26 protein-coding genes are annotated in these 23,333 nt (G+C 64.8%); 10 read left to right on the forward strand and 16 right to left on the reverse strand.

Going from position 1 to position 23,333, the window contains the following annotated elements; translation table 11 throughout:
• Positions 1-77: 77 nt before the first annotated feature.
• Together RJT48_RS10545 and thyA are read right to left on the reverse strand one after the other, a co-directional pair.
• Entirely contained in the window at positions 78-587 is a 510-nt protein-coding gene (locus RJT48_RS10545; protein WP_311172242.1) for a dihydrofolate reductase, read from the reverse strand.
• A complete protein-coding gene (thyA, locus tag RJT48_RS10550; protein ID WP_311172310.1) occupies positions 584-1,582 on the reverse strand; it encodes a thymidylate synthase in 999 nt (332 codons plus the stop codon). Before thyA ends, RJT48_RS10545 begins: the two co-directional genes overlap by 4 nt.
• Positions 1,583-1,812: 230 nt before the next feature.
• Between thyA and RJT48_RS10555 the strand changes: the two genes are divergently transcribed.
• Entirely contained in the window at positions 1,813-2,391 is a 579-nt protein-coding gene (locus RJT48_RS10555) for an MBL fold metallo-hydrolase (protein ID WP_311172243.1), read from the forward strand.
• Positions 2,392-2,414: 23 nt separating this feature from the next.
• On the opposite strand, the gene RJT48_RS10560 is transcribed toward RJT48_RS10555, so the two are convergent.
• Positions 2,415-2,744 (reverse strand): DUF5827 family protein, encoded by a 330-nt coding sequence (locus RJT48_RS10560; protein WP_311172244.1) that lies wholly within the window; start codon positions 2,742-2,744, stop codon positions 2,415-2,417.
• Positions 2,745-2,854: 110 nt separating this feature from the next.
• Between RJT48_RS10560 and folP the strand changes: the two genes are divergently transcribed.
• From folP to RJT48_RS10575, 3 genes are all read left to right on the forward strand, one after another.
• Entirely contained in the window at positions 2,855-4,099 is a 1,245-nt protein-coding gene (gene folP / locus RJT48_RS10565) for a dihydropteroate synthase (protein ID WP_311172245.1), read from the forward strand.
• 157 nt (positions 4,100-4,256) lie between these two features.
• Entirely contained in the window at positions 4,257-4,937 is a 681-nt protein-coding gene (locus RJT48_RS10570) for a 6-hydroxymethylpterin diphosphokinase MptE-like protein (protein WP_311172246.1), read from the forward strand.
• Between the two features lie 93 nt (positions 4,938-5,030).
• Positions 5,031-6,512: a cryptochrome/photolyase family protein gene (locus RJT48_RS10575; RefSeq protein WP_311172247.1), complete on the forward strand. Its 1,482-nt coding sequence runs from the start codon at positions 5,031-5,033 to the stop codon at positions 6,510-6,512.
• 10 nt (positions 6,513-6,522) lie between these two features.
• On the opposite strand, the gene RJT48_RS10580 is transcribed toward RJT48_RS10575, so the two are convergent.
• Complete coding sequence (locus RJT48_RS10580) at positions 6,523-6,918, reverse strand: DUF2237 family protein (RefSeq protein ID WP_311172248.1); 396 nt, start codon at positions 6,916-6,918, stop codon at positions 6,523-6,525.
• Positions 6,919-7,067: 149 nt separating this feature from the next.
• Here RJT48_RS10580 and sod point away from each other — a divergent pair, with 149 nt between their 5' ends.
• The 4 genes from sod (at position 7,068) to RJT48_RS10600 (ending at position 9,673) form a co-directional block, all read left to right on the forward strand.
• Positions 7,068-7,667, forward strand: coding sequence for a superoxide dismutase (gene sod, locus RJT48_RS10585; RefSeq protein WP_311172249.1), 600 nt, complete (start codon positions 7,068-7,070; stop codon positions 7,665-7,667).
• Between the two features lie 179 nt (positions 7,668-7,846).
• Positions 7,847-8,626, forward strand: a complete 780-nt coding sequence (locus tag RJT48_RS10590) for a DUF7847 domain-containing protein (protein WP_486617181.1) — start codon at positions 7,847-7,849, stop codon at positions 8,624-8,626.
• A gap of 126 nt (positions 8,627-8,752) precedes the next feature.
• The gene (locus RJT48_RS10595) at positions 8,753-8,947 is read left to right on the forward strand and encodes a cold-shock protein (protein WP_311172251.1); all 195 of its coding nucleotides are present in this window, start codon (positions 8,753-8,755) and stop codon (positions 8,945-8,947) included.
• 249 nt (positions 8,948-9,196) lie between these two features.
• Positions 9,197-9,673, forward strand: coding sequence for a GNAT family N-acetyltransferase (locus RJT48_RS10600; protein WP_311172311.1), 477 nt, complete (start codon positions 9,197-9,199; stop codon positions 9,671-9,673).
• 258 nt (positions 9,674-9,931) lie between these two features.
• Here RJT48_RS10600 and RJT48_RS10605 read toward each other — a convergent pair whose 3' ends face one another.
• The 9 genes from RJT48_RS10605 to RJT48_RS10645 form a co-directional block, all read right to left on the reverse strand.
• Positions 9,932-11,614, reverse strand: coding sequence for a tRNA uridine(34) 5-carboxymethylaminomethyl modification radical SAM/GNAT enzyme Elp3 (locus RJT48_RS10605; RefSeq protein ID WP_311172252.1), 1,683 nt, complete (start codon positions 11,612-11,614; stop codon positions 9,932-9,934).
• Positions 11,615-11,748: 134 nt separating this feature from the next.
• Positions 11,749-13,932, reverse strand: a complete 2,184-nt coding sequence (locus RJT48_RS10610; RefSeq protein WP_311172253.1) for an OB-fold nucleic acid binding domain-containing protein — start codon at positions 13,930-13,932, stop codon at positions 11,749-11,751.
• A 75-nt stretch (positions 13,933-14,007) separates the two neighbouring features.
• A complete protein-coding gene (locus tag RJT48_RS10615) occupies positions 14,008-14,610 on the reverse strand; it encodes a YIP1 family protein (protein WP_311172254.1) in 603 nt (200 codons plus the stop codon).
• A 13-nt stretch (positions 14,611-14,623) separates the two neighbouring features.
• Positions 14,624-15,211 carry a thymidine kinase gene (locus RJT48_RS10620; RefSeq protein ID WP_311172255.1) on the reverse strand — a complete coding sequence of 196 codons (588 nt, stop codon included), beginning with the start codon at positions 15,209-15,211 and terminating at the stop codon, positions 14,624-14,626.
• Positions 15,212-15,297: 86 nt separating this feature from the next.
• Positions 15,298-15,894, reverse strand: coding sequence for an NADPH-dependent FMN reductase (locus RJT48_RS10625; protein ID WP_311172256.1), 597 nt, complete (start codon positions 15,892-15,894; stop codon positions 15,298-15,300).
• Positions 15,895-16,151: 257 nt separating this feature from the next.
• Complete coding sequence (locus RJT48_RS10630; protein WP_311172257.1) at positions 16,152-17,153, reverse strand: DUF7544 domain-containing protein; 1,002 nt, start codon at positions 17,151-17,153, stop codon at positions 16,152-16,154.
• Positions 17,154-17,290: 137 nt separating this feature from the next.
• Entirely contained in the window at positions 17,291-18,160 is an 870-nt protein-coding gene (locus RJT48_RS10635) for a class I SAM-dependent methyltransferase (RefSeq protein WP_311172258.1), read from the reverse strand.
• Complete coding sequence (locus tag RJT48_RS10640) at positions 18,157-18,573, reverse strand: 6-pyruvoyl trahydropterin synthase family protein (protein WP_311172259.1); 417 nt, start codon at positions 18,571-18,573, stop codon at positions 18,157-18,159. The genes RJT48_RS10635 and RJT48_RS10640 overlap by 4 nt, the downstream gene beginning before the upstream one ends.
• 48 nt (positions 18,574-18,621) lie before the next feature.
• Positions 18,622-19,632 (reverse strand): zinc-dependent alcohol dehydrogenase, encoded by a 1,011-nt coding sequence (locus RJT48_RS10645; RefSeq protein ID WP_311172260.1) that lies wholly within the window; start codon positions 19,630-19,632, stop codon positions 18,622-18,624.
• Between the two features lie 135 nt (positions 19,633-19,767).
• Here RJT48_RS10645 and RJT48_RS10650 point away from each other — a divergent pair, with 135 nt between their 5' ends.
• Together RJT48_RS10650 and RJT48_RS10655 are read left to right on the forward strand one after the other, a co-directional pair.
• Positions 19,768-20,100, forward strand: a complete 333-nt coding sequence (locus tag RJT48_RS10650; RefSeq protein WP_311172261.1) for a DUF7471 family protein — start codon at positions 19,768-19,770, stop codon at positions 20,098-20,100.
• A gap of 115 nt (positions 20,101-20,215) precedes the next feature.
• Positions 20,216-20,728, forward strand: a complete 513-nt coding sequence (locus RJT48_RS10655; protein WP_311172262.1) for a winged helix-turn-helix transcriptional regulator — start codon at positions 20,216-20,218, stop codon at positions 20,726-20,728.
• 121 nt (positions 20,729-20,849) lie between these two features.
• Here RJT48_RS10655 and RJT48_RS10660 read toward each other — a convergent pair whose 3' ends face one another.
• The 3 genes from RJT48_RS10660 to RJT48_RS10670 form a co-directional block, all read right to left on the reverse strand.
• The gene (locus tag RJT48_RS10660; protein ID WP_311172263.1) at positions 20,850-21,722 is read right to left on the reverse strand and encodes a sulfite exporter TauE/SafE family protein; all 873 of its coding nucleotides are present in this window, start codon (positions 21,720-21,722) and stop codon (positions 20,850-20,852) included.
• Entirely contained in the window at positions 21,689-22,372 is a 684-nt protein-coding gene (locus tag RJT48_RS10665; protein ID WP_311172264.1) for an SCO family protein, read from the reverse strand. The genes RJT48_RS10660 and RJT48_RS10665 overlap by 34 nt, the downstream gene beginning before the upstream one ends.
• 146 nt (positions 22,373-22,518) lie before the next feature.
• Entirely contained in the window at positions 22,519-23,331 is an 813-nt protein-coding gene (locus tag RJT48_RS10670) for an ABC transporter permease subunit (RefSeq protein ID WP_311172265.1), read from the reverse strand.
• Between the last annotated feature and the right edge of the window lie 2 nt (positions 23,332-23,333).

The following is a 23,333-nucleotide window of genomic DNA, read 5'->3' on the forward strand; positions in this document are numbered from 1 at the left end:
CGCTCGAAGAGCGAAGGCCGCCGAAACTCAACCGCGCTCGAAAATCAAAACACGCAGCTATTCCGGGAAATCGTCTGTCACGGCTGCCGTTCGTATGTCACGAAATCGAAGGCCGCTCTCGATTCTCTGTCTGTCTCGTCCCACGCCGACTCGTTCCACTCCGGAAACTCGGTGTCCCCCTCGTAGGGCTCGTGCAGTTCGGTGAGGATCAGCCGGTCTGCATACGGGAGAAACTGCTCGTAGACGCGACCGCCGCCTGCGACGTACGCCGTGTCGACGCCGCGATCCTCGGCGTCGGCAGCGGCGGCCTCGATGGCTTCTTCGACGGAGTTTGCCAGTACCGCACCGGGCGGGAGATCGAGTGACTGCGAGGAGAGGACGACAGTCGTCCGCTCGGGGAAGGGTTCACCGAGTGCCGCGACGACGGCCTCGTAGGTCTTCCGGCCGACGATCACCGGATGCCCAGTCGTGGTCCGCTTGAAGAACCGGAGATCCTCGCCGTAGTGCCACGGCATCTCGCCGTCGCGGCCGATGACCCCGTTGTTCGCGACGGCGGCGATCAGGACGATATCGACGTCGGCGGTCATTCGGCCACCGCAAAGCGAATCCCCGGCGCAGCATCGTACCCCGAGAGTTCGACGTCCGCGAACGTGAGGTCGTCCAGGGGGACGTCCGCCACCTCGATCGCCGGCCGCTCCCGCGGCTCACGCGAACACTGTTCGAGTAACCCGGGCACGTGATCGTACCGCTCTTCACCCTCGGCTTCGGGTGGGGCGGTCTCCACGAGCCACTCCCGGACGTCGTTGTAGTCGCCACGATCCTCGACCGACCCCAGTCGCGACTGCAGCGCGTCGAGGTTGTCCGCGTACCACTCTCCGCGCTCGCCGGCGCCGCAGTAGATGTGCGTGTCGACGACGGAGTGGGCGAAGGTCCCCGGTTCGAATCCAGTCCGTTGTGCGATCGCGATTGCGAGCAATGCGTACGCGGCGATATTGAAGGGGATCCCCAGGGCGACGTCGCCCGAACGCTGGTGGAGGTGGACGTTCAGTTCCTCGCCTTGGACGTTGAGAACGAACGTGTAGTGACACGGCGGGAGGGTCGAGACGGCGGCGTTGGCCGGGTGCCAGGCGTTGACGACGATCCGCCGGGAGTTGGGATTCTCGCGCAGTTGGTCCAGCGCGTACGCGATCTGATCGAACGTCCCTTCGTCGTTGATCCAGCGGTGATCGTCGTCGGGCCAGGACTCGCCCGGCAATCCCTCCTCCGGAACCGGAAACCGACGCCAGAAGCGACCGTAGGCGGTGTCGAGGTTGCCCTCGTAATCGGCCCAGGCGTCCCAGATCCCGGTCTCCTCGCGGAGGTTTCTGATGTGTTCCTCGCCCGAGAGATACCAGACGAACTCGTGGATCAGCGAGTTCCACCGGCTCCCGGAGAGGTCCTTCGTCGTAAGAAGCGGGTAGCCCTCCGAGAGATCCACCCGGTAGTGACGGCTGAACGCCGAGATCGTATCGACGCCCGTTCGGTTCGGCTTGTAGCCCCCGTTTGCGAGGACGTCGTGGACGAGATCGAGATACTGACGCATACTGGCTTGATCGTCACTCCGCGGCCCGGAATCTTGATTGTTCGTATCCGGAACGTGATAGGGATTATCGTAAGTCCTCATAGAATTCTGGCCGGACGGGGCGGCGAGAATCTATAAACAGTTACGATAATCCCTATGAGACATCCGGGCGCGTTCGATCCAGCGGCGATATCCTGCTGTGACGAGCGGGATCGGAAAGAGGGAAGTCGGCGGGTCCGCTATCAACGCCCGTGATTCACAATCTCGCACGCGACGTCCAGGCGTTCACCGCGAACGTCTTTCTGGCCACCGGCGACACGACCGCACTGATCGACGCGGGCGCGAACTTCGACGTCGTCACGCGGATCAGAGACCACGTCGACTCCCTGGATCGCCTCTATCTGACCCACACCCACCCGGACCACGTCGAGAAGGTGCCGGCCGTGAAGGAGGCGTTCGACGTCGAAACGTGGGGGTTCGACCCAGGCAGCGAGTACGTTGACAACGCTATCGCCGACGGCGAGACCGTCCCGATCGGCGACGACGACTACGAGGCGATACACACCCCGGGACACAAGCCGGACCACCTCTGTTTGTACGCCCGCTCGACCGGCGCCTGTTTCGCGGGTGATCTCGTCTTCGCCAACGGGTCGTTCGGTCGCACCGATCTCGAGGGCGGCGATCGGGAGGCCCTCATCGAGAGTATCGACAGGCTCCGGGACACGGTCGGCGACGAACTGACCGCACTCTACGTCGGACACGGGCCCAGTATCACGGAGCGCCCCGGCGACGACCTGGAACTCGCAGCAAGGGCGGCGCGAACCCGCTGATCCGTCGTCGTTTCGGCGTCCCGTTATCCGTCGAAGACCTGCGTCCGAGTCTCGTCGGCGTCTTCGGGAATCTCGTCGACCTCGTCGGCATCCTCCGCGAGGCCGAAGTATCCGGGTTCGTCGCCGACGGGGTCGTTGATCACCAGCGCGTCGGCGTGTTGTATCAGCCAGGGAATCGTCCACGCGACGACGCGGTCCTCGGTGTCGGCGTCGAGTTTCGTTGCCGGATCGAGGCCCTGAAGCAGGCGAGCGATCTCTGGGACGGTGTACATCAACTCCGGATCGAGGATCTCCGTGGGCTCGTACAGACGGTACGGGTAGAGCGTCTCGAAGTCGTCTTTCGGCTTCGGCATACTGCACCGTTGTCGGCGGACGATAAAAGTCCCGCCGAGTGGATCTGCCCGCGGGCCGCCCGCCGGCAATCGGCCAGTCAGTATATGTGCCTCCCGTCCGTCCATCGGGTATGCGAACTGTGGACGCCGCCGGCCTGAAGATCGGCGACGAACACCCACCGCGGATTATGGGCGTGCTGAACGTCTCGAAGGAATCACCGTACGATCCGAGCGTCTTCGACGATCCCGGCGACGCCGCCGAATACGTCGACGAGGAACTGATCGACGAGGGTGCCGACATCGTCGACGTCGGCCTCGAATCTGCGAACAAGCGATTCGAGGTGCTCTCGGCCGAGCAGGAACTCGACCGCCTAGACACCGCCGTCGAAACGCTCGAAAGCGTCTCCGGCGACGCGATCTTCTCGATCGAGACCCGCTACCACGAAGTCGCCGACGCGGCGCTCTCACAGGGCTTCGATATGGTCAACGACATCTGCGGCTTCGCGGACCCGGAGATGCCGCGAGTCTGTTCTGAGCACGACGTCGCGGTCGCGAAGATGGCGTCGCCGCCGGATCTCACCCGACCGGGGGCGATAGAGGACGTCGACGACATCTACGACGCGCTCGGCCTGAACGGGTTCACCGACAAGACGATCGTCGACCCGGCGTTCGGCGGCTGGTCCGAGGCAAAGACGCTCGAAGACGACCGGGAGACCTTCCGGCGACTCCGGGAGTTCCGGGGGCTCGGCTACCCGATCCTGGTGTCGATCAACCGGAAGAACTTCCTCCGGTCGGTCGCCGGCCGCTCGACGGAGGAGGCGCTTCCGGTGTCGCTCGCGGCGACGTCGATGGCGGTCGAACGAGGGGCTCACATCATTCGAACCCACGACGTGGCCGAGACACGAGATGCGGCGCTCATCGGCAAGGAATTCGCCCGCGATCGGCTCCGGGAACACCGGACGGGCGACGTCGGTATCGAGGAACTGGACGTAACGACGACACGGGAGGCCGAACGCCATCTCGAACGCATTGGCGGAAGTTCCGAATCGGCTGGTGGCGAGAGCGATCCACGGACCGCATCAGCGACAACCGTCGTTCGCGTGTTCGAGCTGACGGGGCTGTCCGACGGGAACGTCGGCGTTCTGTCCACGGCGGCCGCAGAGGTTGGCGTCACGGTCGTTTCGGCGGGTTCGGCAGCCCCGAATCAGTCCGTCCTGGCCGACGGGAACGGGAATTTCTCGGCAACCGATTCGACCGGTCGAACGGCTGTGGTCTTCGGGACACCGCGTGCCCTCACCGCACTCGACGACGCAGTCGACGATCAGTCGGCCGGGCTCGCAGACGCACTGCGGCGGATCTCCGCGTCGCTCGCGTGACCCGGTCTGTCGGTGTAGGGGTGCGTCAGACGCGCACAGACACGGGAAAACTTATGCCGGATCGTTTAAAATGGGCCGACTGGACGCCGGAAGGGCACGCGGGTAGGGGTACTTGGTGCCATTCCGGCCCGCACCGTAACACCCGTGAGCCGTAGCTATGCGATTCGAAACCTGGGAACCGATCTACGAGTCGATCCTCCGCGACTTCGGCTACCCGCGGACGGGAGACGAACGCGCCCGCGACGTGCTCGCTGTATCGGCGACGCCGTTCGACCTGGAGCGCCTCGACTGCACGGGCGAGACGGTCGCAGTCGTGGGAGCGGGTCCTTCGCTCCCAAGGGAAGTCGACCGCGTAGCCGACGCCGACCGAATCTTCGCTGCATCGACGGCGGCCGATACAGTCGCTGATGCCGGCTACGACGTGGATCTGTTCGTCACGGACCTCGACAAGAATCCGGAGACGGCGCGCGATCTGACGGGGGCGGGGACGCCGGTCGCGGCCCACGCTCACGGCGATAACATCCCGTTGCTTGAGACGTGGCTGCCGCGACTCGACCAGGCGCACGTCCTCGCGACGACGCAGGCCGAGCCTGTCGACGCCGTCTACAATTTCGGCGGCTTCACCGACGGGGACAGGGCGGCGTTCCTGGCCGACGAGTTCGGCGCCGCGGAACTCCAGTTCGTGGGCTGGGACTTCGAGGACCCGTCGGTCTCGGCGGCGAAAGCGAAGAAGCTCCGCTGGGCGGCACGGTTACTGGAGCTGCTGGAACGGCGTCGCGACGAACGGTTCGCGGTGCTCGACGGTCGCCGGGACGAAATCGAGCCGATTAGCGACTGATCCGCCGGGTCGATCGGTGACGTACCCGCCGCGACACCATTGTTTCCGGAAAGCTGCCGTTACGTTGACGGCGAGGGCGCCCTTCCTGCCGGTATGCAGATTCACTGGCACCGGCAGGATCTCCGGGCGGCGGACAACCGGGCGCTGGCGAGGGCCGCCGCGGCGGCGACGGGAGATGCCGCGTCGACTGGCGACGCAGACGGAGCAGCCCCGAGAGGGGCGGTCATCCCGGTGTTCGTCTTCGACGACGACGTCCTCGAACACGCCGGCAATCCTCGGGTTCGATATATGCTGGATTCGCTCTCGGCGCTCCGTTCGTGGTACCGCGAGCGGGGCTCCGATCTCGTGGTTGCGTCCGGGGACCCGACCGAGGTGCTCCCCGAGTTGGCCGCGACCTACGACGCGGATCGGGTGGTCTGGAACAGAGACTACTCCGGACTCGCCCGCGAGCGCGACGCGGCTGTCAGGCGGGCACTCAACGAGCACGACGTCGAGCGCGAGTCGTTCCACGACGATATCATCCACCCGCCCGGATCGATCACGACCAACGACGGCGACCCCTATTCGGTGTTCACCTACTTCGGCCGGAAGTGGCAGGCGCGGGAGAAGCCGGATCCGATCTCCCCCCCGCGAGCGGAGACGCTCGCGGACGTCTCGGGCGACGATCTCCCGACGATCGATGAACTGGGATTCGAGGACCCCGACGCCGACGTGCCGGAGGCGGGCACCGAACCCGCCCGGGAGCGCCTGGAGGCCTTCTGTGCGGACGGCATCTACCGGTACGAGGACGATCGTGATTATCCGACCCGTGATTCAGTCTCTCGGCTCTCCGTCGATCTGAAATTCGGGACGATCGGGATCCGGGAGGTGCACGCCGCGACCGAGTCCGCACGGGAGCGGATCGTGGATGTGGAGACGAATGGTGACGCGGATCCCGACGACGAGCGGATCGACTCGATCGAGGAGTTCCAGTCACAGCTCGCGTGGCGGGAGTTCTACACGCACGTCCTGTTTTTCAACCCGAACGTGGTGACAGGGAACTACCGCGAGTACGAACACGACATCGAGTGGCGAAACGATCCCGAGGAGTTGCAGGCATGGAAGGACGGCGAGACCGGGTATCCGATCGTCGACGCCGGGATGCGGCAGTTGAAATCGGAAGCGTATATGCACAACCGCGTCCGGATGATCGTCGCGTCGTTTCTCACGAAGGATCTGCTCATCGACTGGCGCGAGGGCTACGCCCACTTCCGCGAATATCTGGCGGACCACGACACCGCAAACGACAACGGCGGCTGGCAGTGGGCGGCCTCGACGGGGACCGACGCTCAACCGTACTTCCGCATCTTCAATCCGATGACGCAGGGCGAACGGTACGACTCCGACGCCGAGTACATCAAAACCCACGTGCCCGAGCTGCGCGACGCCGAAGCGGACCTGATCCACGAGTGGGACGATCTGACGCCGACGCAACGCCACGGTGTCGCGCCGGACTACCCGGCACCGATCGTCGACCACAGCGAACGACGTGAAGCGGCGCTCTCGATGTTCGAGGCGGCCCGCGGCGACGATTGACGCTTTTGTCTCATTTCTCGACTGCGTTTGCTTCGAGCGTCGACAGCGGCACGCGCTCCAGGACGGCCTCGTTCGTCGCCGCCAGCACGACCGGCGGCGCGCAGTCGGCCTCGTGGGCTTCCAGCCAGCGCGGGAGGCAGAGACACCAGCGATCGCCCGCCGACAACCCGGGGAAACCGAACTCGGGCCGCGGGGTGATCAGATCGTTTCCCTGGCGCTTGCTGTACTGCAGGAACTCGTCTGTGAGCTCCGCACACACCTCGTGGCGCCCCGGATCCCGCGGGAGGTGCCGGCAGTGGCCGTCCCTGAGATAGCCGGTCTCGGGATCGCGACTGCAGGGTTCCAGCGGGTCGCCACGGACGTTCCGTTCGTCGGTCTCGGGGGTACCATTGCCCATCCGTGCCATACTGGCTCCAGGGCCGGACTCGGCAAAACTCTGGTCCCGCCGCGACGAAACCGGAAGTAGTCTCACAGCCGCAGGTGTGTAAACATGTTAGCACACCTCTCTTAACGTTTAACAGGAATCCGCCCGTGGTAGGAGATGGTGGTACAATTATGAGCTACGAACTCGATCCCCTCCCGTACGATTACGACGCCTTAGAACCGCACATCTCCGAACAGGTACTGACGTGGCATCACGACACGCACCATCAGGGCTACGTCAACGGCTGGAACGCCGCCGAGGAGACGCTCGCCGAGAACCGCGAGGCCGGGGACTTCTCGTCGTCGGCGGGTGCGATTCGGAACGTCACCCACAACGGCAGCGGACACATCCTCCACGACCTGTTCTGGCAGAGTATGTCGCCGGCGGGCGGCGACGAGCCCAGCGGGGCGCTCGCCGACCGCATCGAAGAGGACTTCGGTTCCTACGAGGCCTGGAAGGGCGAGTTCGAGGCCGCAGCGTCCAACGCAAGCGGTTGGGCGCTTCTCGTCTACGACTCCTTCTCGAACCAGCTGCGCAACGTAGTCGTCGACAAGCACGACCAGGGCGCGCTCTGGGGCAGCCATCCGGTGCTCGCGCTGGACGTCTGGGAACACTCCTACTACCACGACTACGGTCCGGCCCGTGGCGACTTCATCGACAACTTCTTTGACGTCGTCGACTGGGAGGAGCCCAGCGCCCGGTACGAGCAGGCCGTCGAACTCTTCGAGTAACGCGACGAGTCGCTGTCGCACACCCCGACATTTTTTCGGCGCCGATCAATCAAGCAGCCCCGCCTCCGGAGCGAAACTGCAGTCATCGAGGCTGCCAAATCGATCTGTGAGAATCTAACACTGAAATCGAGATCTGAGTCTTGCGTAGCCTTTTGCGGGTCCGCATCCCCGTCACGCGTATGTCGATCCGACTCGGTCGTACACTGGCTGACGGTTTCAGTCGCATAGTGAGCCGAACCGGTCTGGTGCTCTTCGCCGGCCTGCTCGCGATCCAATTTCTCACTCAGATCTCGATCAATACCGCCCTTCTGGGAGTCTTTCCGCCGGAGGCAACGAGCCAGTTGGAAGGGATGGTCGGGCTGACGCTTCCCGTCTCCGGGACCGCCGGTGCACTGTTGTTCGTGCTCACGACCCTCCTCAGTTCCGCGTTCTTCGTGGTCATCTCGCGCGCGCTCGCTCGACCGGCGACCGAACTCGCGACGCTACCGCGCGAGCTATACACGCGGCGGGTCGGCCGCGCATCGGTCTCGATGATCGGCGGCGGCTTCATCGTCGGGCTCTCGGTCTCCGTCGGGCTCGTGTTCTTCGTCCTCCCGGGGCTGTTCCTGGGCGCCTGTTTCCTGTTTTTCATCTTCGCCGTCGGGGTCGAGGATCGACGGGCGATTTCGGCGCTGAAGCGGAGTTGGAACCTCTCGCGGGGACATCGGATCAAACTCGGGGTTATCGTGCTGCTGTCGGGCGTCATCGGAGGCGTGGTGGGAGCCGTGGGAGCGGTGTTCGAGCTGGCTGCTTCGCCGGCCGTTTCGGAAATCGCCACCAACACTATCAGCAGTGCGCTGTTCGTCGTGCTCTACGGGATTATGGCGGAAGCCTACCTTCAGGTTCGTGATGGAGGTGTCGGTCCATCCGGCCGCTCCGGAACGACGACCGAGGGCCACCACACGGTTGATCAATACTGAAGGCCCCAATATCGGAGAAATCGGTGGCAAACCCGCACTGCCCTCGCAATCGACGACGAAATCGACGGTCGTGGTAGCGTGACCCTCGGAAGCGTTATCCCGGAACCGGGCGTACGTTTGTTTGCAATGGCAAACGGTAAGGTTGATTTCTTCAACGACACAGGCGGCTACGGTTTCATTTCGACTGACGACTCGGACGATGACGTTTTCTTCCACATGGAGGACGTTGGCGGACCGGATCTCGAAGAAGGACAGGACATCGATTTCGACATCGAGCAGGCCCCCAAGGGCCCGCGCGCGACGAACGTCGTCCGTAACTAAAACCGGCTTCCGTCGCCGGAAGGCGACTGCAGACGGCACCACTTTTCCAGACGCTACGTCGACAGTGACCACAGCGAACAGTTGCATCGAGATCGATGACGGTAGTTCGCTGGCTGGCCTCCACCGAGAGCGCGGAGTCGAAACGCTCAGTGTACTGCGTCCGCTCTCCCCGATGTGACCGCCGAGAACGGATCGGACGAGGGAACGACTCACGGTTCCGGCGCCAGTACTGCGACCGACAGCACTGGCGTGTTCGTCGCAGACACGAAGGCCACGCGCGACGACGCTCTCGCAGTCCGACAGCGGGTGTTCGTCGACGAGCAGGGCGTCGACGAATCGATCGAGTACGACGAATACGACGATCCCGACGCCCCGGCCACGCACTTCGTCGCCTACAACGGCGGGGATGTCGTGGGTGCAGCACGGATCCGACCCGTGACCGGGAAGGGGGACGCGCCGTCGAGGTCCGACGACCCGAAAACCGCCAAGGTCGAACGGGTCGCCGTCGCGGCGGACAGTCGCGGCGAGGGCTGGGGGCGACGTATTATGGAGTCCGTCGAATCGTGGGGTCGTGCAGCGGGATACACACGGTTCGTTCTCAACGCGCAGACACACGTTCGAGAGTTCTACGAGCGCCTCGGCTACGAAGCGTCCGGCGAGGAGTTCGAGGAGGCCGGGATTCCGCACATCGCGATGGACAAGTCCCTTCGAGACGAAACATCCTGAACGGGAGTCGCCGCCAAGTAGTCCGAAGACGTGGTCGGCTGAGAGTTTATAAACGGAGCCGCGGGCAAGGTCGGTGTGACCTGACAACTGCCCCGCGTCGTGTCGCGGTTGTTCGGCACGCCGACGTGGGGAATCGGGGACTCGCCCGACTGCTGCCGTGCCGACTGTTCGCCCCATCATACTGATTACTCTCGTCTCTCCCCGCCGAGCGCCGTCACCGGGGTGGCGCTCGGCGAAAAAACGTGAGAGTGCTCAGTATCAGAGCCGTTTCGAGACGTACGGGCCGTCCTGGTGATACCCGAGTTTCTTCCGGTAGTACTCGCGGACGCCGATCCCCGAGATGATCGCGAGGTTCCGGTAGCCAGCGTCGGCGGCGATCTCCTCGGCGCGGCGGATCAGTCGCCGGCCGTACCCCTTGTGCTGCCACTCCCCTTCGCCGCTGCCGATCCCGGCCTCGCTGCCGTAAACGTGTAGCTCGCGGACGATCGCGGCGTCTTCGAGTTCCCGCCTGACGGGATCGTTCGGGAAGCGGAGCCGGCAGAACCCGACCAGCAGGTCCTCGATCGGATCCTCGAACGCGAGGAAGTGTTCGGTCCCGCCGGCGACGTCGTAGGTCGTGACGTTCAACTGCACCCGTTCGGGGTCGGGGTCGACCTCGTTCATCCCGGCTTCGCGGGCACGGATGTCGCGGGACTCGATCCCCTTCTCTTCGGCGCGCTGGGCGGCCAGCTGTCTGAGATTCGATTTCCAGACCCCGGCATCAATAAAGTCGGCCGGGATGTCCCGCTGGACGCGCTGCAGACGCGTGTACTCGGGGATCATCCCCATCACCTCGGCGACGATCTCCGCTGCCTCCTCGTTGCCGAGTGGCTCGAACTCGTCGCGGCGCCACTGGTCGTACACCCGTGTCCCGCGAACGACCAGCGTCGGGTAGATCTTCAGGTAGTCCGGGCGGTACTCCTCCCGCTCGAACAGCTGCCGGAAGTCTTCGAGAATCATCTCCTTCGTCATTCCCGGCTGTCCCGGCATCATATGGAAGCCGACCTTGAATCCCGAGTCGCGAAGCCGCCGGTTGGCCTCGATCGAGGCGTCGACGCCGTGGCCGCGGTGCATCTCGCGGTTGATGCGCTCGTAGGTGGTCTGGACGCCGACTTCGACCTTCGTCGCGCCGAGGTCCAGCATCCGATCGATCTGTTCGGGATCACACCAGTCCGGCTTGGTCTCGAACGTCGTCCCGACGTTCCGGATGTCGGCCGTCTCGTTTTCGGCGATCACGTCCTCGAGATACCTGAATTCGGTATTCTCGGGGTCGGGCTTGAACGACTTGCCCTCTGCGGGATCCGGCTGGGAGTCGAGGTCGTAGTCGTTCAGTGCCTCGAGAGCGCGCTTGACGAACCACTCCTGGTAATCGTGGCTCCGCGCCGTCATCGTCCCGCCCATCAGGATGAGTTCGACCTTGTCGACGGGGTGACCGATATGTCTGAGTTGTTCGAGCCGGAGCGTCACCTGGCCGTACGGGTCGTAATCGTTCTGCTCGCCGCGGGCGGCCGCAGGTTCGTGGCCGGTGTACGACTGCGCGGAGTCGAACTCCGAGGCCGGCCCGCCCGGGCAGTACAGACACTTGCCGTGCGGGCACATATGCGGTGAGGTCATAATCGCGACCGGCGAGACGCCGGAGGCTGTCCGCACAGGCTTCCGCTGGACGACTTCCTTCACTTCCTCGCGGCGACTGTCGGGCGCGTGTTGGAGGATCGCCGTGTTCTTCGGGACCTTCGGCGAGGAGTGCGTCGAACACGCGTCGAGTTTCGCTGACTCCAGACTTTCGCGGTCGACGTCGCCGTCGAGGATCCGCTCGACGAGATCCTCGCAGGTACGGCGGAACGCGTCCGTCTCCGTGGGGTCCGGTTCCGCCTCCGGGTCGGCATCCGCGTCAGTGCTCACTGGCGGCTCACCTCCGTGTAGCCCGGGTGACGGTGATTCATTAGCCAACTCTCGTCCCGTTTCGGGGTTAAGCGTGTCGCTCCGGGGAATCGAAAAACGGCGAAAGCGAGAGCGGAAAACCGAAAAGAGCCGGCTTACAGTTGGTCGACGACAGCCTCTGCGACGGCGTCGACGACGGCTTCGCGGGCACCCGAGAGGAACTCGACGCGATTCTGTCGGATCCCGACCGCGGTTACGCCGCCTTCGGGAACGGCTGCACTCGCATCTGCCGCAGCGGCGCGGACGTCGACGTCGTCCGAAGTCCGGACGAACAGTTCGTCCGTGGCGTAGACGACGGTTGCCGCGCGACTCTCGTCGGCGTTCCGGTGGAGCGCATCCGCGAGCAGCGACGTCGGCGGGAAGTCGTACTTGTGGCTGTAGGAGTCGGCATCGAGGACAGCAACCTCACGCCCGTCGATCTCACGGTGTTCGAGGTTCGCCTCCGCCGTCTCGACCTCATCGTCGAGTTTGATCCGGAACTGTTCGGAGACGTGGCCGGCGAGTCCGCCGTCGTCCTCGAACAGGAGGTCGGTGATGAGTTCGCGTTTGTCCTGGTAGGACTGGTAGTACGCTTCCAGGGCGATGGCCTCACGCAGTTCGCGCGTGCGATCGGCGTCGTACCCGGATTCGGCGGCGAGTTCGGCGTACACCGTCGGCGTCTCCGTCCAGTAGCTCACCGCGGGGAGGTGGGCGAACTCCGCGCGATCGTCGGCATTGACGGCCGCCCCGAGATTCGCGCCCAGGGCGCCCGTCGAGAGGTCGCCGGCGGCGACGTCGGTGAGGCTCGGCGAGACGACGACGCTCGCCTCGTCGACGATTTCGGTATCGACCGTTTCGGCGTCGACGACGATGCGGGAGGCGCCGTAGACCCCCAGGAGGCCGAGACCGTCCAGCGAGTCTGTGGTCCCGCCAACCCCGACGAGAACCACGAGCGGGAGTTTCTCGTCGTGGCGCTCCGAGTCCTGGAGCATCCGCGTGACGTCGCTCGTGGCGGCGTCCATCCCGTAGACCGGGTCGTCGAGCGGCCGGCGCGTGAAGAAGTGGTACTCGGCGTCCGCGCGGGCGTGTTCCTCGCGGATCAACGGCAGCGTCGCGCGCTCGATGGCTGCGCCGGCCACGTATCCGTCCGCTGTGGCGGCGTGTCGGACCACGATCGGCCGCGACTGCAATACGGCAGTCCGGATCGCCTCGGCGGCGTCGGTGAGTTGATCGGTGACGGCCGCCACCGCGTCGTGGTCGCCGAGCGGTTCGACCTCGTCGGGCCGTGCCTTCTCCGAGAGCGCGTCTGCGAGTCGCGTCTCGACGGTCTCGGCCTCGTCGCCCTCGAGTGCGGTCAGGTCTTCGGTTTCGATCTGGAGTTCGCCGCGGCGCATCTCGACTTCGCCGTCGAGACGCACGATGTCTCCCTCTTCGACGTCAGGGTACGCGCGGACGCCCGCTTCGACGAACGCGGCACAGTCGACGACTGCCGTTTCGTCGCGAATCTCGAATATCGTCGGGCCGCCGGTCTGTCGGGCACCGACGACCTCGCCTTCGATCCGAACCAGGTCGTCGACACGGTCGCCCAGCGAATCGACCGAAACCCGCTCGGGTTCGACGTCGGCCTCGCGCTCCTGCAATTGTGGTTCGTCGCTTTCGTCGCTTTCGTCGCTTTCGTCGCTTTCGTCGCTTTCGTCGCTTTCGTCACTCGCAGCGGACTCGGCATCGGTCGCCTCCGTCTCGAACTCGAATCCCTCGTCGTCGGCCTCGGCGTCGCCGCTCGCGGTCACCGCTTCCGTTTGCTCCCCGTTGGTAGCCGGAGCAACAGAGGCTGACGTCGTATCGTCGTCGCCGGTATCGGAGCTAGTCGACGGGGACTGGCTCCGCGACTTCGTCGAGACGCCCTTCGGCGTCTTCTTGACGGGCTTCGGCCCGCTATCGTCCTCCTCGCTCTCGATCGGTTCGCCGTCGGCGTCACCGTTGGGGTCGTGAACGCGCGCCCCGCGGAACTCCGATTCTGACTGGCGGATCGACCAGCCGAGATCGATGTTGCCGTTGTCTCTGACGTTCTTTACCTGGACGAACACCGTATCCCCGGACTCCCAATCGAGCGTCTCGAGGCGGCGATCGAGTTCGCTACGGTGGAGCAGGCCGGTGACTCCCCGCGCGAGGTCGACGAACACACCGAACTCCGCGAAACCGTCCACAGTTCCCTTGTAATAGCGACCGGGCGTGAGCTGCTCGGGCGAATTGCCCCTGAAATCGAACCAAACGTCCTCGTCGTGCGTAATCCAATCCATTGGGTGTATCAAATATGCCACGCCTAAAACGGTTGTCGAATCCCGCTCGTCAGCTGAAGAGGTGTTCCAGACTTGTCATATCAGTCCAATCGACCGAATGAGGTCCTCAAACGCGGGAATACCGCCGAAGACGGTGCCGAAGAGTAACGTCGCCGGCACGGTCGCAGCGATCAGTGCTCGCGTCGTCGTGGTCTCGTGTACTTCCCGTAGTCCGACGACCAGCAGCGCAGACGCATAGAAGGTAGCGACGACCCGGAGTGCGGGTGACGGAACTCCGGAGATCACACAGGGTGCAGCGGCGTAGGCGATCACCTGCACCGTTTCGGAGACGCCGCCCCGGTCCGGAACTGTCACGATCAGGATAATCGTCTGCAGTGCCGCCGTCAGGTGGAGCGTTCCAGGAGCAATCAGCAGGGCGACAGCGACGAGCGAAAGCCCTGCAGAGACCGCCCGGCCACCGGCGAGACTCGGAATCCGTTCGGGCGTAAAGGCGAATAGGCCGGTCACGTATACGGTGGCAACGACGACTGCGAAGACCAGTCCTGGGGCCTGATCCCCGGGGGCGACGCCGTTCCTGAAGAACTGCCGCGGGCGGACTACCACTTCGATCCACGCCCGCACGATCCCGCGTGGACCACGTTCGCGGCCGCCCTCGGGATTCTCGACCCAGGTTGTCAAGACTACCAGCCCCTCATTCCCGCCGGACCGAATGGCAGTTCCGGCAGCGCGCTTCGTAGGACTCGTCGGCGCCGACGACGATCGTGGGTTCGTCGGCGTGAGCGGGCTCACCCTCTACGAGCCGCTGGTTCCGGGTCGCCGGCTCCCCACACACCGAACAGATCGCCTGCAGTTTGTCGACGTACTCCGCGACGGCCATCAACTGCGGCAGCGGCTCGAACGGGTCTCCCCGGTAGGTCTGGTCGATGCCGGAGACGAGAACCCGTCGGCCGTCGTCGGCGAGCTGCTGACAGACGTCGACCAACTCGCGGCCGAAGAAGTTGGCTTCGTCGACGGCGACGACGTCTTCGCCATTCAGCCCCTCGCGGATCTGCCAGACGCCCTCGCCCTCGCTGGGGACGACGTCCGCTTCCCACTGACGCCCCACGTGCGAGCCGACGGTGGTGTCGCCGTACCTGTCGTCGACGGCGGGTTTGAACACGGCGATCTCCTGCCCCGCGATCTCCGCGCGCCGGAGGCGTCGGAGGATCTCCTCGGTCTTGCCGGAGAACATCGACCCGGTGACGACCTCGATCCACCCGCTGTTCGTAATAGCGTGCATACGATGTCAGACCGCGACCGAGGGGCAAAACCGTTGTTCATTCGCGGTCAGTCGGCCCCGGTACGCAGCATTGCCAGCGGCGACTCTCATCCGTCTGCCCCCACGTTTTCGTCGGCTTCGAACGTCGAGGGGTCGGGCTCGATCCGGGCGTACTGGACCACGCGGCGCCCGAGAATCCGAACTCGTTCGTCGAGTCCGTCGTCGACGATCCCCGCTTCGTCGAATTTCGCGGAGACGTTCGGCAACGCCGCCTGATGGGGAAGCACCCACGCGTCGAGAGCGCGGCAGACCGACCGAAGATGCTCCAGGGCCGCGACCGGAAATCCTCCGCCGGCAACCGCGAGGAGTCCGACGGTCTTGCCCTCGAACTCGTCGAAACCGCAGTAGTCCAGGGCGTTCTTGAGAACCCCAGAATACGAGCCGTGATACATCGGCGTTCCGAGCAGGACGGCATCGGCTTCCCGGATCCGACGGACGACGGCGACGCTGTCACCGGGGCGTTCCTCGTCCGCGTCGAACGGCGGCAGCCGGTACTGTCTGAGATCCAGCACTTCGCCGGTCCCGCCCGCCGCTCGCACTCCGTCGAGCGCGCGTGTGAGTGCACGTCGCGTGTAACTCCCGTCGCGCAGGCTGCCACAGACGGCAACGACGTGAATGCTCTCTGAGGTCGTTGTCTCCGACATACCCGTCCGTCGAACGGATCCGTCAATAATCCACCGTCGGCAGTGAGTCCGGTTGGTGTTGGGACAGAGATACTCGCGGTACTGACGAACGACGAGCACCGAGCTTTTTTATGTGATTCCGAGGCAGACGGCCTGTGATCTGAAGAGTGGCCGCGACGGTCAGGGCGGGTGTGCGGCGCGCCGTCGCGGCAATCCGGGTGATGCGCCGCCTGTCAGCCTCTGAAACTCCGAGTAGCGGTCCGAAAGGCGATCACCGGCTACTCGCTCCGGACCGTCCGCCGCCGGTCGGCGATCAGATCGAACGCGTCGTTCGTGTCCCCGAGCACGAACAGCGCGTAATAGCGGAAGTACGTCTTCACCGGGACGGCGACGAGCAGCCCGATCACCAGCAGTCCGAGCACGAACAGAACCGCCACGAGCGCGATCACCGCCCAGCCGATAATCTCCGCGACGCCGAGCAGACCGACGCCGACGGCGGCGACGATGCCGAGCGGGATCCCGATCGCGATCGCGCCCAGCACGGTCCCGATTCCGGTCAGGATGCCGGCGACGATTCCGAGGACGAAACGGAGCACCACGTACGCGGCGTACTGCTTCCAGTGTCCCGTGAGCGTGGGCCAAAATCGGCGCCACGCCGACAGGAGCCGCCGATCCTCGGCGATCATCACCGGAACGACAAAGACCGTCGTGAATCCGTCCACGAGACTGCTCACAAGCAGCACCACGAGAAAGACGGGGAGTGCCACCACAAAGAGGCCGATCGAGAGACCACCGTCACCGAAGATGTACGGGCTCAGGACAGCGACCGCGAGAACCCCGAACGTCCCCAGCGTGAGCACGCCCAGAAGGATTCGAAATCCGAAGAGACGCGCGCCTTGCCTCCATCGTCGACGCCAGTACTCACGGATCGTCACCGACTCCTGACGGAGTGACTCGAACAGCACGAACTCCATCACCGACCCGACGAAGGCGAATCCGAGCACCAGTAGCACAACCACTCCAAAAACGGCGGCGATCACGGCCAGTTCCGGTCCGCTGATGGAGGAGACGACATCCGCCGGGTTGGAAACGCTCGGCGCCTCGGGACCCGTTCCCCCGGGCGAACCGCCGCTGAACTGAAAGCCGGGAAAGCCGCCGGCGCCGCCGACGAAAAAGACGATCAGCGCCAGCCGCCCCCATCGCCCGCGGTCGAAGGGCCAGAGGAACGCTCGCGTCGCGTCGACGGCGTCGTCGATGGCCTCGACGGCGTGGAGGCTCATCGACTTTGCCTCCGGAAGAACCGCTCATCGAGCGATTCGGTCTGCTCTCGTCGCTGTTCGCGGGGGGAGGGACCAACCAGGGGCATCAATCTGTGTTACTTGTCACAGATCAAATAATACTTGTGATCCGATCTGCCTCACCGCTCCGCAGATCGATAGAGCAAGTCGTACTGGTGAGCGACGTAGAACAGCTCCCCGGTTGCGAGTTGTTCCCGCCGCGTCGCGAGCCACGAGTCGAACCCCTGGACGGGCCGATCAGCAGCCGAAACTGCCTCCTCGACGAATCCCAAAATTCGGGAGAGAAAGTGACGCTCGTCGGCCGGATATTCGGATCCGTGCGGTCGGACCACCCAGTCGGAACTCGCCATCGCGAGGAGGTCGCCGTCGCGGTCGTTCAGGCGTTCGGCGAGGTGGCGACCGGCGCGGACGTCCCGGCCGGGCCGAGCATCGATCGCCTCGTGATACGCACGCTCGACGGCATCGTCCCCGGGGAGCGCCGGCCCGAATATCGTGCCGCCGTCGAACGTGATCGGGAAATACGCCAGTCCACCGGGACGGAGTGCGGACTCGACGGCCGGAACGAGTCGCGAGAGCGGAACCAGGTCCGCGAACGCCCCCGCCAACACCAGATCGACATCAGTGGCGTCGTCCAGTGCAGCCAGTGCATCGCCCACCTCGAAGCGAACCGAGAGATCTGCGACCGTGAAATCGGCGTCGGGAGCATCCGGCTCGACCTCGACACCATCGTCGGCGTATCGAAGCGTCTTCGGCCGGACATCGCGGGCAAAGACGACGATCCCCTCGTCGGTATCGACACCGCGGTACTGTCCCGCGTCGACGCCCCACGAACGGAGTCGGGGCACGGATACTCCCGTTCCGCACCCGATTTCGAGGACTCGCGGATCGGCAGGGAGCCTCTCCAAGAGCCGATTTCGCACCCGTCGGGAGAGCGCGCGGTCGTCGACCGAGCGTTTCGCCTCCAGGTACCGCGGTCGCGCGTGCGTCATTCGTCGTGGCCGTCTGTATCGAGCCGGCGAGTGTGACTCGCCCACGAGACGTCGTCTTCCCAGATCCGAACGGTGAGACGCGTCGGTGTCGGGTCCTCGAGCGCCGCTGCGACGCGGTCGCCGAAGAGCCGCGCGAAGTGCTCGATACTCGGATTCAACCCCTCGAACTCCGGCAGATCGTTGAGCAGCGTGTCCCGATAGCGCGCTTCGAGGTCGTCCAGAATCCTCTCGACGGCGTCGATGTCGACCAGATAGCCGTACTCGCCGAGCTCCGGGCCGGCGAAGCGTAACTCCACTGTGAAGTGGTGGCTGTTGACTTCCCCTTCCGGTCCGGGATCCGGGACGGTGAGGAAATGCTGTGCGATGAACTCTCTCGTGACGGTCAGTTCGTAGGTGTCGGTCGGATGGGTCATCGTGTGTTACGCGCGGGAAGCGCTGTTGTATTTGTCGCCACCATCTGTTCAGGAGTACGTGAGCAGGACCTGTAGGACGTCGTCGTCACGCTCGTCGAGCAGTCGGTACGCCTCCGGCGCTTCGGAAAAGGGGAACCGGTGGGTAACGAGCGATCCGACGTCCAGGTCTCGAAGTCGATTCACTGCGGTCTCGCCCCGGCGCGATCTGGTCCACCTGCCACGCGATTCCGGAGCGAGTGTGCTCACCTGGCTTGACTCAAGCGAGATCCGGTCCCGGTGGAACGACGTCCCGAGATCCAGCATCGCGGGTTTCTCGCCGTACCACGATCCGACGATCACGCGGCCGTCGTAGCCAGTCGCGCCGATAGCGTCGTCCAAAGTCGCCGGGTGCCCCGAAAGTTCATACACCAGGTCGGCACCGTCGCAGTCGCCGGTACTCGGTTCGAGCACGTCGTCCAGTGCATCGGGCGGGACGGCGACGTCGGCGCCCATCTCACGGGCGTGCTCCCGGCGATTCGAGAGGGGTTCGACCGCAATCAGGCGAGCCAGCGGGAACGACGAGAGGATGCCGATCGTACAGAGTCCGACGACGCCGGCCCCGAAGACGACGATTTCCTCGCCGACCCGCGGGCGGCCGTCCAGGACGAGCGACGTCGCCGTCTCGACGGATGGAAACAGGGCCATCTCCTCGTGGCTGACCGATTCTGGGACGGGGATCAGGGTCTCGGGATCGGCCGAAAATCGCGTCTGATGCGGTTGGAAGGCGAACACGGTCCGCCCCTGCCACCGGTCGTCGACCGCGCTTCCGGTCGAGACGACGTCGCCGACGGCGGCGTAGCCGTAGGCGACCGGAAACGAGAGGTCACCGTCGAGTGCCTCGAGCGTCTCGTCGGCGGGGAGATCCGTGGGGGCTTCGCCCCGGTAGACGAGCAACTCCGTGCCGGCGCTGATGGCAGACACGCGGGTTTCGACGACGACCTCCCCGACCTCCGGTTCGAGCGGCGTCGACTTGATCGCGGTCTCGGTTTCACCAGTGAAGTAGAGCGAATTCCGGTTCATTCCTTTATACGAGCGAACGGATACCGATAGACGATAGAAAACCTACTATCCTAAGTGATTATCATACTGTCGGCCAGTCCGGCCACGCTCCCAACGAAGGGAATAATTTAACCGGTGCTGCCAGTACCGCTCGCTGTGAGCGTGACACCCGCTTCGATCGCTGCGTTCGCGTTCCTCCCGGCGGAGTGGATAGACCAGCAGTACGCGCTGGTGTTGTTCGCCGGGATCCTGCTGGCCGGGATCGGCACGCTGGTCGTGTTTCTCCTCGGCGTCGTCGCGTACCGGCGGCGGCGCGAGTTCCACTTCCTCCTGATCACGCTGGCGCTGGGGGCGCTAGTCGTTCGTACGGGGGTCGGCCTCGCCACGGCGTACGGACTCCTTCCGATGACGATCCACCACCTCCTCAGCCACTCGCTGGATTTCCTCGTGGCGGTACTGGTCCTGTATGCGGTCTATCACACTCGGTGAGACACTGTCAGTGAGACACAGCCGAATCCCAGCGACTGGGAATCAACAACCGGTGTTTGTCCACTCAGTCACTAGTGGTGACAGCAGTCCCACAGCGCAAACCACTCTCTCAGCTATGCATCCTCAGCGCCAGCGGATCGAGACCTACGTTGCGGAACACCCAGGAGCGCACTTCAGCGAACTGTCCCGCGAACTCGACCTCGCGACCGGTCAGGTGCAGTACCACGTCCGGAAGCTCGTTCGCGGCGACGCACTCGCCCGAAAGCGGCTGTACGGCCGAACGCATTTCTACCCGCCCGGCTACGACGAGTGGCAACGGAGCGCACTCGCGTTGTTGCGCCGGGAGACGGCGCGGGAGATTCTCTTTGTCCTCCTGGAAGAGGGTCCGGCACACCCGGAGGACGTCGCGGACGACGTCGGCATCGCACGCGCCACGGTCGAATATCACGTCGATCGGCTCCGCGAGCAGGACCTCCTCGACAAGGAGTACGGTGAGGGGTACCGGGTCACACTCTCGGTTTCGGACCCGGAGGCGACCGCAGACCTGTTAGCTGCTATCGAGCCATCGTTGCCGGACCGGCTCATCGATCGCTTCGTGGTCTTGGTCGACGACCTCTTCGCTGACTGATAATGATTACTCTCACTGTTTACCGCCGAGCGCCGCCAACGGGGGTAGCGCTCGGCGGTAAGAGACGAGAGTAGTCATTATGAGACCGCGCGTCACCGGGTGGCCCGAGAGGGCGAGGCCCTCACCGGAGCGGTTGGTAGTGTGGAATCCCGAACAGGTGCGGAGCCGCAATCCCGAACAGTCGGAGGCCGGTGAACAACGTGTGAGCCCCCAGAACGACGAAGACGGCGCCGAGTGCCCGGTGGACGAGGCGACGGTTTTGCGTCCCCAGTGACTGAAACAGTGTCCCGTAGAGAAACACCCCCGGGAAGGTTCCGGCGCCGAGTGCCGCCAGTGAGATTGCACCGAACGTGGGATCGGCTCTGCCGAAGGCATACAGGAACGCCGGATAGAGCAGCGGACACGGCAGGAAACCGTGGACGAAGCCGAGGGCGAAGATCCGCTTGGACCCGACCCACTCGTCGATCCGCGGTGACAGCCACGCGTGGACACGCTGGAATGCCCGATCGACCAGGGGGAGCCCGCCGAGACGGCGCGTCCCGCCGCCAGACAGGTATCCGATGCCGGCAGCGATGATCGTGACCCCGACAGCGATGCCGGCGGTGGCGCGAATCGCGTCTCCGAACGGGAGCGAGGTCCTCGCCGACGTGAACAGGAGCGCGCCCACGAGCCCGAACACGGCCCCGAGGACCGTATAGATCGCTATCCGGCCTGCGTTGAAAAGGAGGTGCTGTCGGACGGCGAACAGTGTCAGGAAGTTGTCGCGCCGAGCGGCCGGGCCGTCGCTATCGTCCTCCATTCGGTCAGCGTACAGGGATACGAGCGGTCCACACATCCCGAGACAGTGGCCCGTCCCGAACAGTCCTACGAGCACGAAGAGTCCGAGTTCGACCGTTCGAGTCGTCGGGGTTGCGCCCGGGGCGACACAGGTACCGCCGGCCTGCAACACGGGTCCCACCGTCACGCCTGGAGCACCGTCTCGAGTGCGGACCACACACGGGTTCCCTTCGGATCGTCGCCCGTGTAGGCACGCTCCACGTAGCCCTCGGCGTTGACGACCAGGAGGAGGCCGAGGTGGTTGTACATGTACATACTGCTGTCAGTAGCGCCGGTCTTCTCGAACGTGACGCCGTATCGCTCCTCGACGACCTCCTTCGCGTGCTCGTGGTCGTCAGGCCGGAGGAAATACCAGTCGTCCGCGTCGAGGTCGACATTCATCATCTCCGCGTACTCGCGGAGGCGCTCGGCGTCGTCGCGCGCCGGGTCGAACGTCACAGGCAGGAACGTCACCTGATCCCCGTACCCTGCTTCGATTGCGTTCGTCTGCACCTTCCGCATCGATGAGATCAGGAACGGACAGACCGTGTTGCAGTGGCTGTAGAAGAACGTCATCACCACCGCCGTCTCCAGATCGCCGACGGAGACGTTCCGATCGGCGATCGCGGCTGGAAGCGTGGCGTCCGGCAGCTTTTCGCCGTACGCCGGATACGGCAGGTTCGCGCTTCGAGTGGGCTGCGTCTCCGGCTTTCCCAGGACAGTGTGCTGCGAACCGTCGCCGAGGACGGTCCCGACGCTGCCGAGACACCCTGCAGATGCTGCGAGCCCTGATCCCGCTGCCGTCGTGAGAAACGTGCGTCGTCGCATCGTTCGAACGTAGGTGGTTTTAGGGCAAATGCCGTCTGGTACGTCTCTCGAACGCTGCTGTGGACGGCAGGGAATACGTGTGAGCAGAAGTGGGGCCGCAATCAGCCACGCCTAAAAAAGGACTTACCGCAGCGGAGTAGCCACGATCACCAAAGCATAGCACTCGCAAGGGTCAGACCGGCTGCGGTCCAGCCGAAAAGCGCCAACACACCGACCGACGGTGCGATGGCGGCAGTCCCCGCGGTCGCCGCGTCGAGGACGGTTGCGAAGACCAGACCCCGGTAGGCGCCGCCGGGGCCGAGAACCACGGCAGTGGGAAGCATCTCCGTCCCGAGCAGTCCCCGTCGCAACGCCGCAAGCGCGAGGGCGTCGGCGCCAGTCGCCGACACCGCCCAGAGGCCGAGCGACAGTCCCACGGCCCCTTTGGCGCTCTTTGCCACTGCCGACACCGCGAGTGCCAACGCCAGGGCACAGAGTGCGAGCAACGTCGCGACCGCGACGAAACGGAGGAAAAGCAGTGGGGAGTCGGCGCCGCGCTGTGCCGCGTACAGCGGGTTCACTCCATCACCGGAGAGCAACACGAAACACAGCGCCGGCAGCGCCGCGGCAGCAACGCCGAGCGCGAGGACCGCTCCCCGACCGATGAAGGTCCCGAGGACGACCGATCCGCGCGAGACGGGGAGGATCGAGTGGATCGGGAGTTCGCCCCGCTTCCGATCGGCGACGAAGACTCGGTATCCGTTCGCAAAGGCGATCAAGGGGACCAGGAGTTCGACGGGCGTCAGCAGGTCGACGACCGTCGGCGCGAACCCGGCGGCGTGGCCCTCGCCAATCCAGGTGAATCCCAGAAGGATCGCCGCGAGTCCGCCAAACAGAACGACGGTCCCGCGGCTGCGTGTCGTAGTCTTGAGTTCCCGACGGGCGACGGCAACGACGTGTCGAGCGTCGAGCGGATTCACGA

The organism is Halobellus ordinarius, from assembly GCF_031823395.1.
Taxonomy (GTDB): domain Archaea; phylum Halobacteriota; class Halobacteria; order Halobacteriales; family Haloferacaceae; genus Haloquadratum; species Haloquadratum ordinarius.

Bases quoted from the DNA above. Each gene is read 5' to 3' on its own strand.
- RJT48_RS10545 (WP_311172242.1), bottom strand. From the start codon at position 587: ATGACCGCCGACGTCGATATCGTCCTGATCGCCGCCGTCGCGAACAAC.
- thyA (WP_311172310.1), bottom strand. From the start codon at position 1,582: ATGCGTCAGTATCTCGATCTCGTCCACGACGTCCTCGCAAACGGGGGC.
- RJT48_RS10560 (WP_311172244.1), bottom strand. From the start codon at position 2,744: ATGCCGAAGCCGAAAGACGACTTCGAGACGCTCTACCCGTACCGTCTG.
- folP (WP_311172245.1), top strand. From the start codon at position 2,855: ATGCGAACTGTGGACGCCGCCGGCCTGAAGATCGGCGACGAACACCCA.
- RJT48_RS10570 (WP_311172246.1), top strand. From the start codon at position 4,257: ATGCGATTCGAAACCTGGGAACCGATCTACGAGTCGATCCTCCGCGAC.
- RJT48_RS10575 (WP_311172247.1), top strand. From the start codon at position 5,031: ATGCAGATTCACTGGCACCGGCAGGATCTCCGGGCGGCGGACAACCGG.
- RJT48_RS10580 (WP_311172248.1), bottom strand. From the start codon at position 6,918: ATGGCACGGATGGGCAATGGTACCCCCGAGACCGACGAACGGAACGTC.
- sod (WP_311172249.1), top strand. From the start codon at position 7,068: ATGAGCTACGAACTCGATCCCCTCCCGTACGATTACGACGCCTTAGAA.
- RJT48_RS10590 (WP_486617181.1), top strand. From the start codon at position 7,847: ATGTCGATCCGACTCGGTCGTACACTGGCTGACGGTTTCAGTCGCATA.
- RJT48_RS10595 (WP_311172251.1), top strand. From the start codon at position 8,753: ATGGCAAACGGTAAGGTTGATTTCTTCAACGACACAGGCGGCTACGGT.
- RJT48_RS10610 (WP_311172253.1), bottom strand. From the start codon at position 13,932: ATGGATTGGATTACGCACGACGAGGACGTTTGGTTCGATTTCAGGGGC.
- RJT48_RS10620 (WP_311172255.1), bottom strand. From the start codon at position 15,211: ATGCACGCTATTACGAACAGCGGGTGGATCGAGGTCGTCACCGGGTCG.
- RJT48_RS10625 (WP_311172256.1), bottom strand. From the start codon at position 15,894: ATGTCGGAGACAACGACCTCAGAGAGCATTCACGTCGTTGCCGTCTGT.
- RJT48_RS10630 (WP_311172257.1), bottom strand. From the start codon at position 17,153: ATGAGCCTCCACGCCGTCGAGGCCATCGACGACGCCGTCGACGCGACG.
- RJT48_RS10635 (WP_311172258.1), bottom strand. From the start codon at position 18,160: ATGACGCACGCGCGACCGCGGTACCTGGAGGCGAAACGCTCGGTCGAC.
- RJT48_RS10640 (WP_311172259.1), bottom strand. From the start codon at position 18,573: ATGACCCATCCGACCGACACCTACGAACTGACCGTCACGAGAGAGTTC.
- RJT48_RS10645 (WP_311172260.1), bottom strand. From the start codon at position 19,632: ATGAACCGGAATTCGCTCTACTTCACTGGTGAAACCGAGACCGCGATC.
- RJT48_RS10655 (WP_311172262.1), top strand. From the start codon at position 20,216: ATGCATCCTCAGCGCCAGCGGATCGAGACCTACGTTGCGGAACACCCA.
- RJT48_RS10665 (WP_311172264.1), bottom strand. From the start codon at position 22,372: ATGCGACGACGCACGTTTCTCACGACGGCAGCGGGATCAGGGCTCGCA.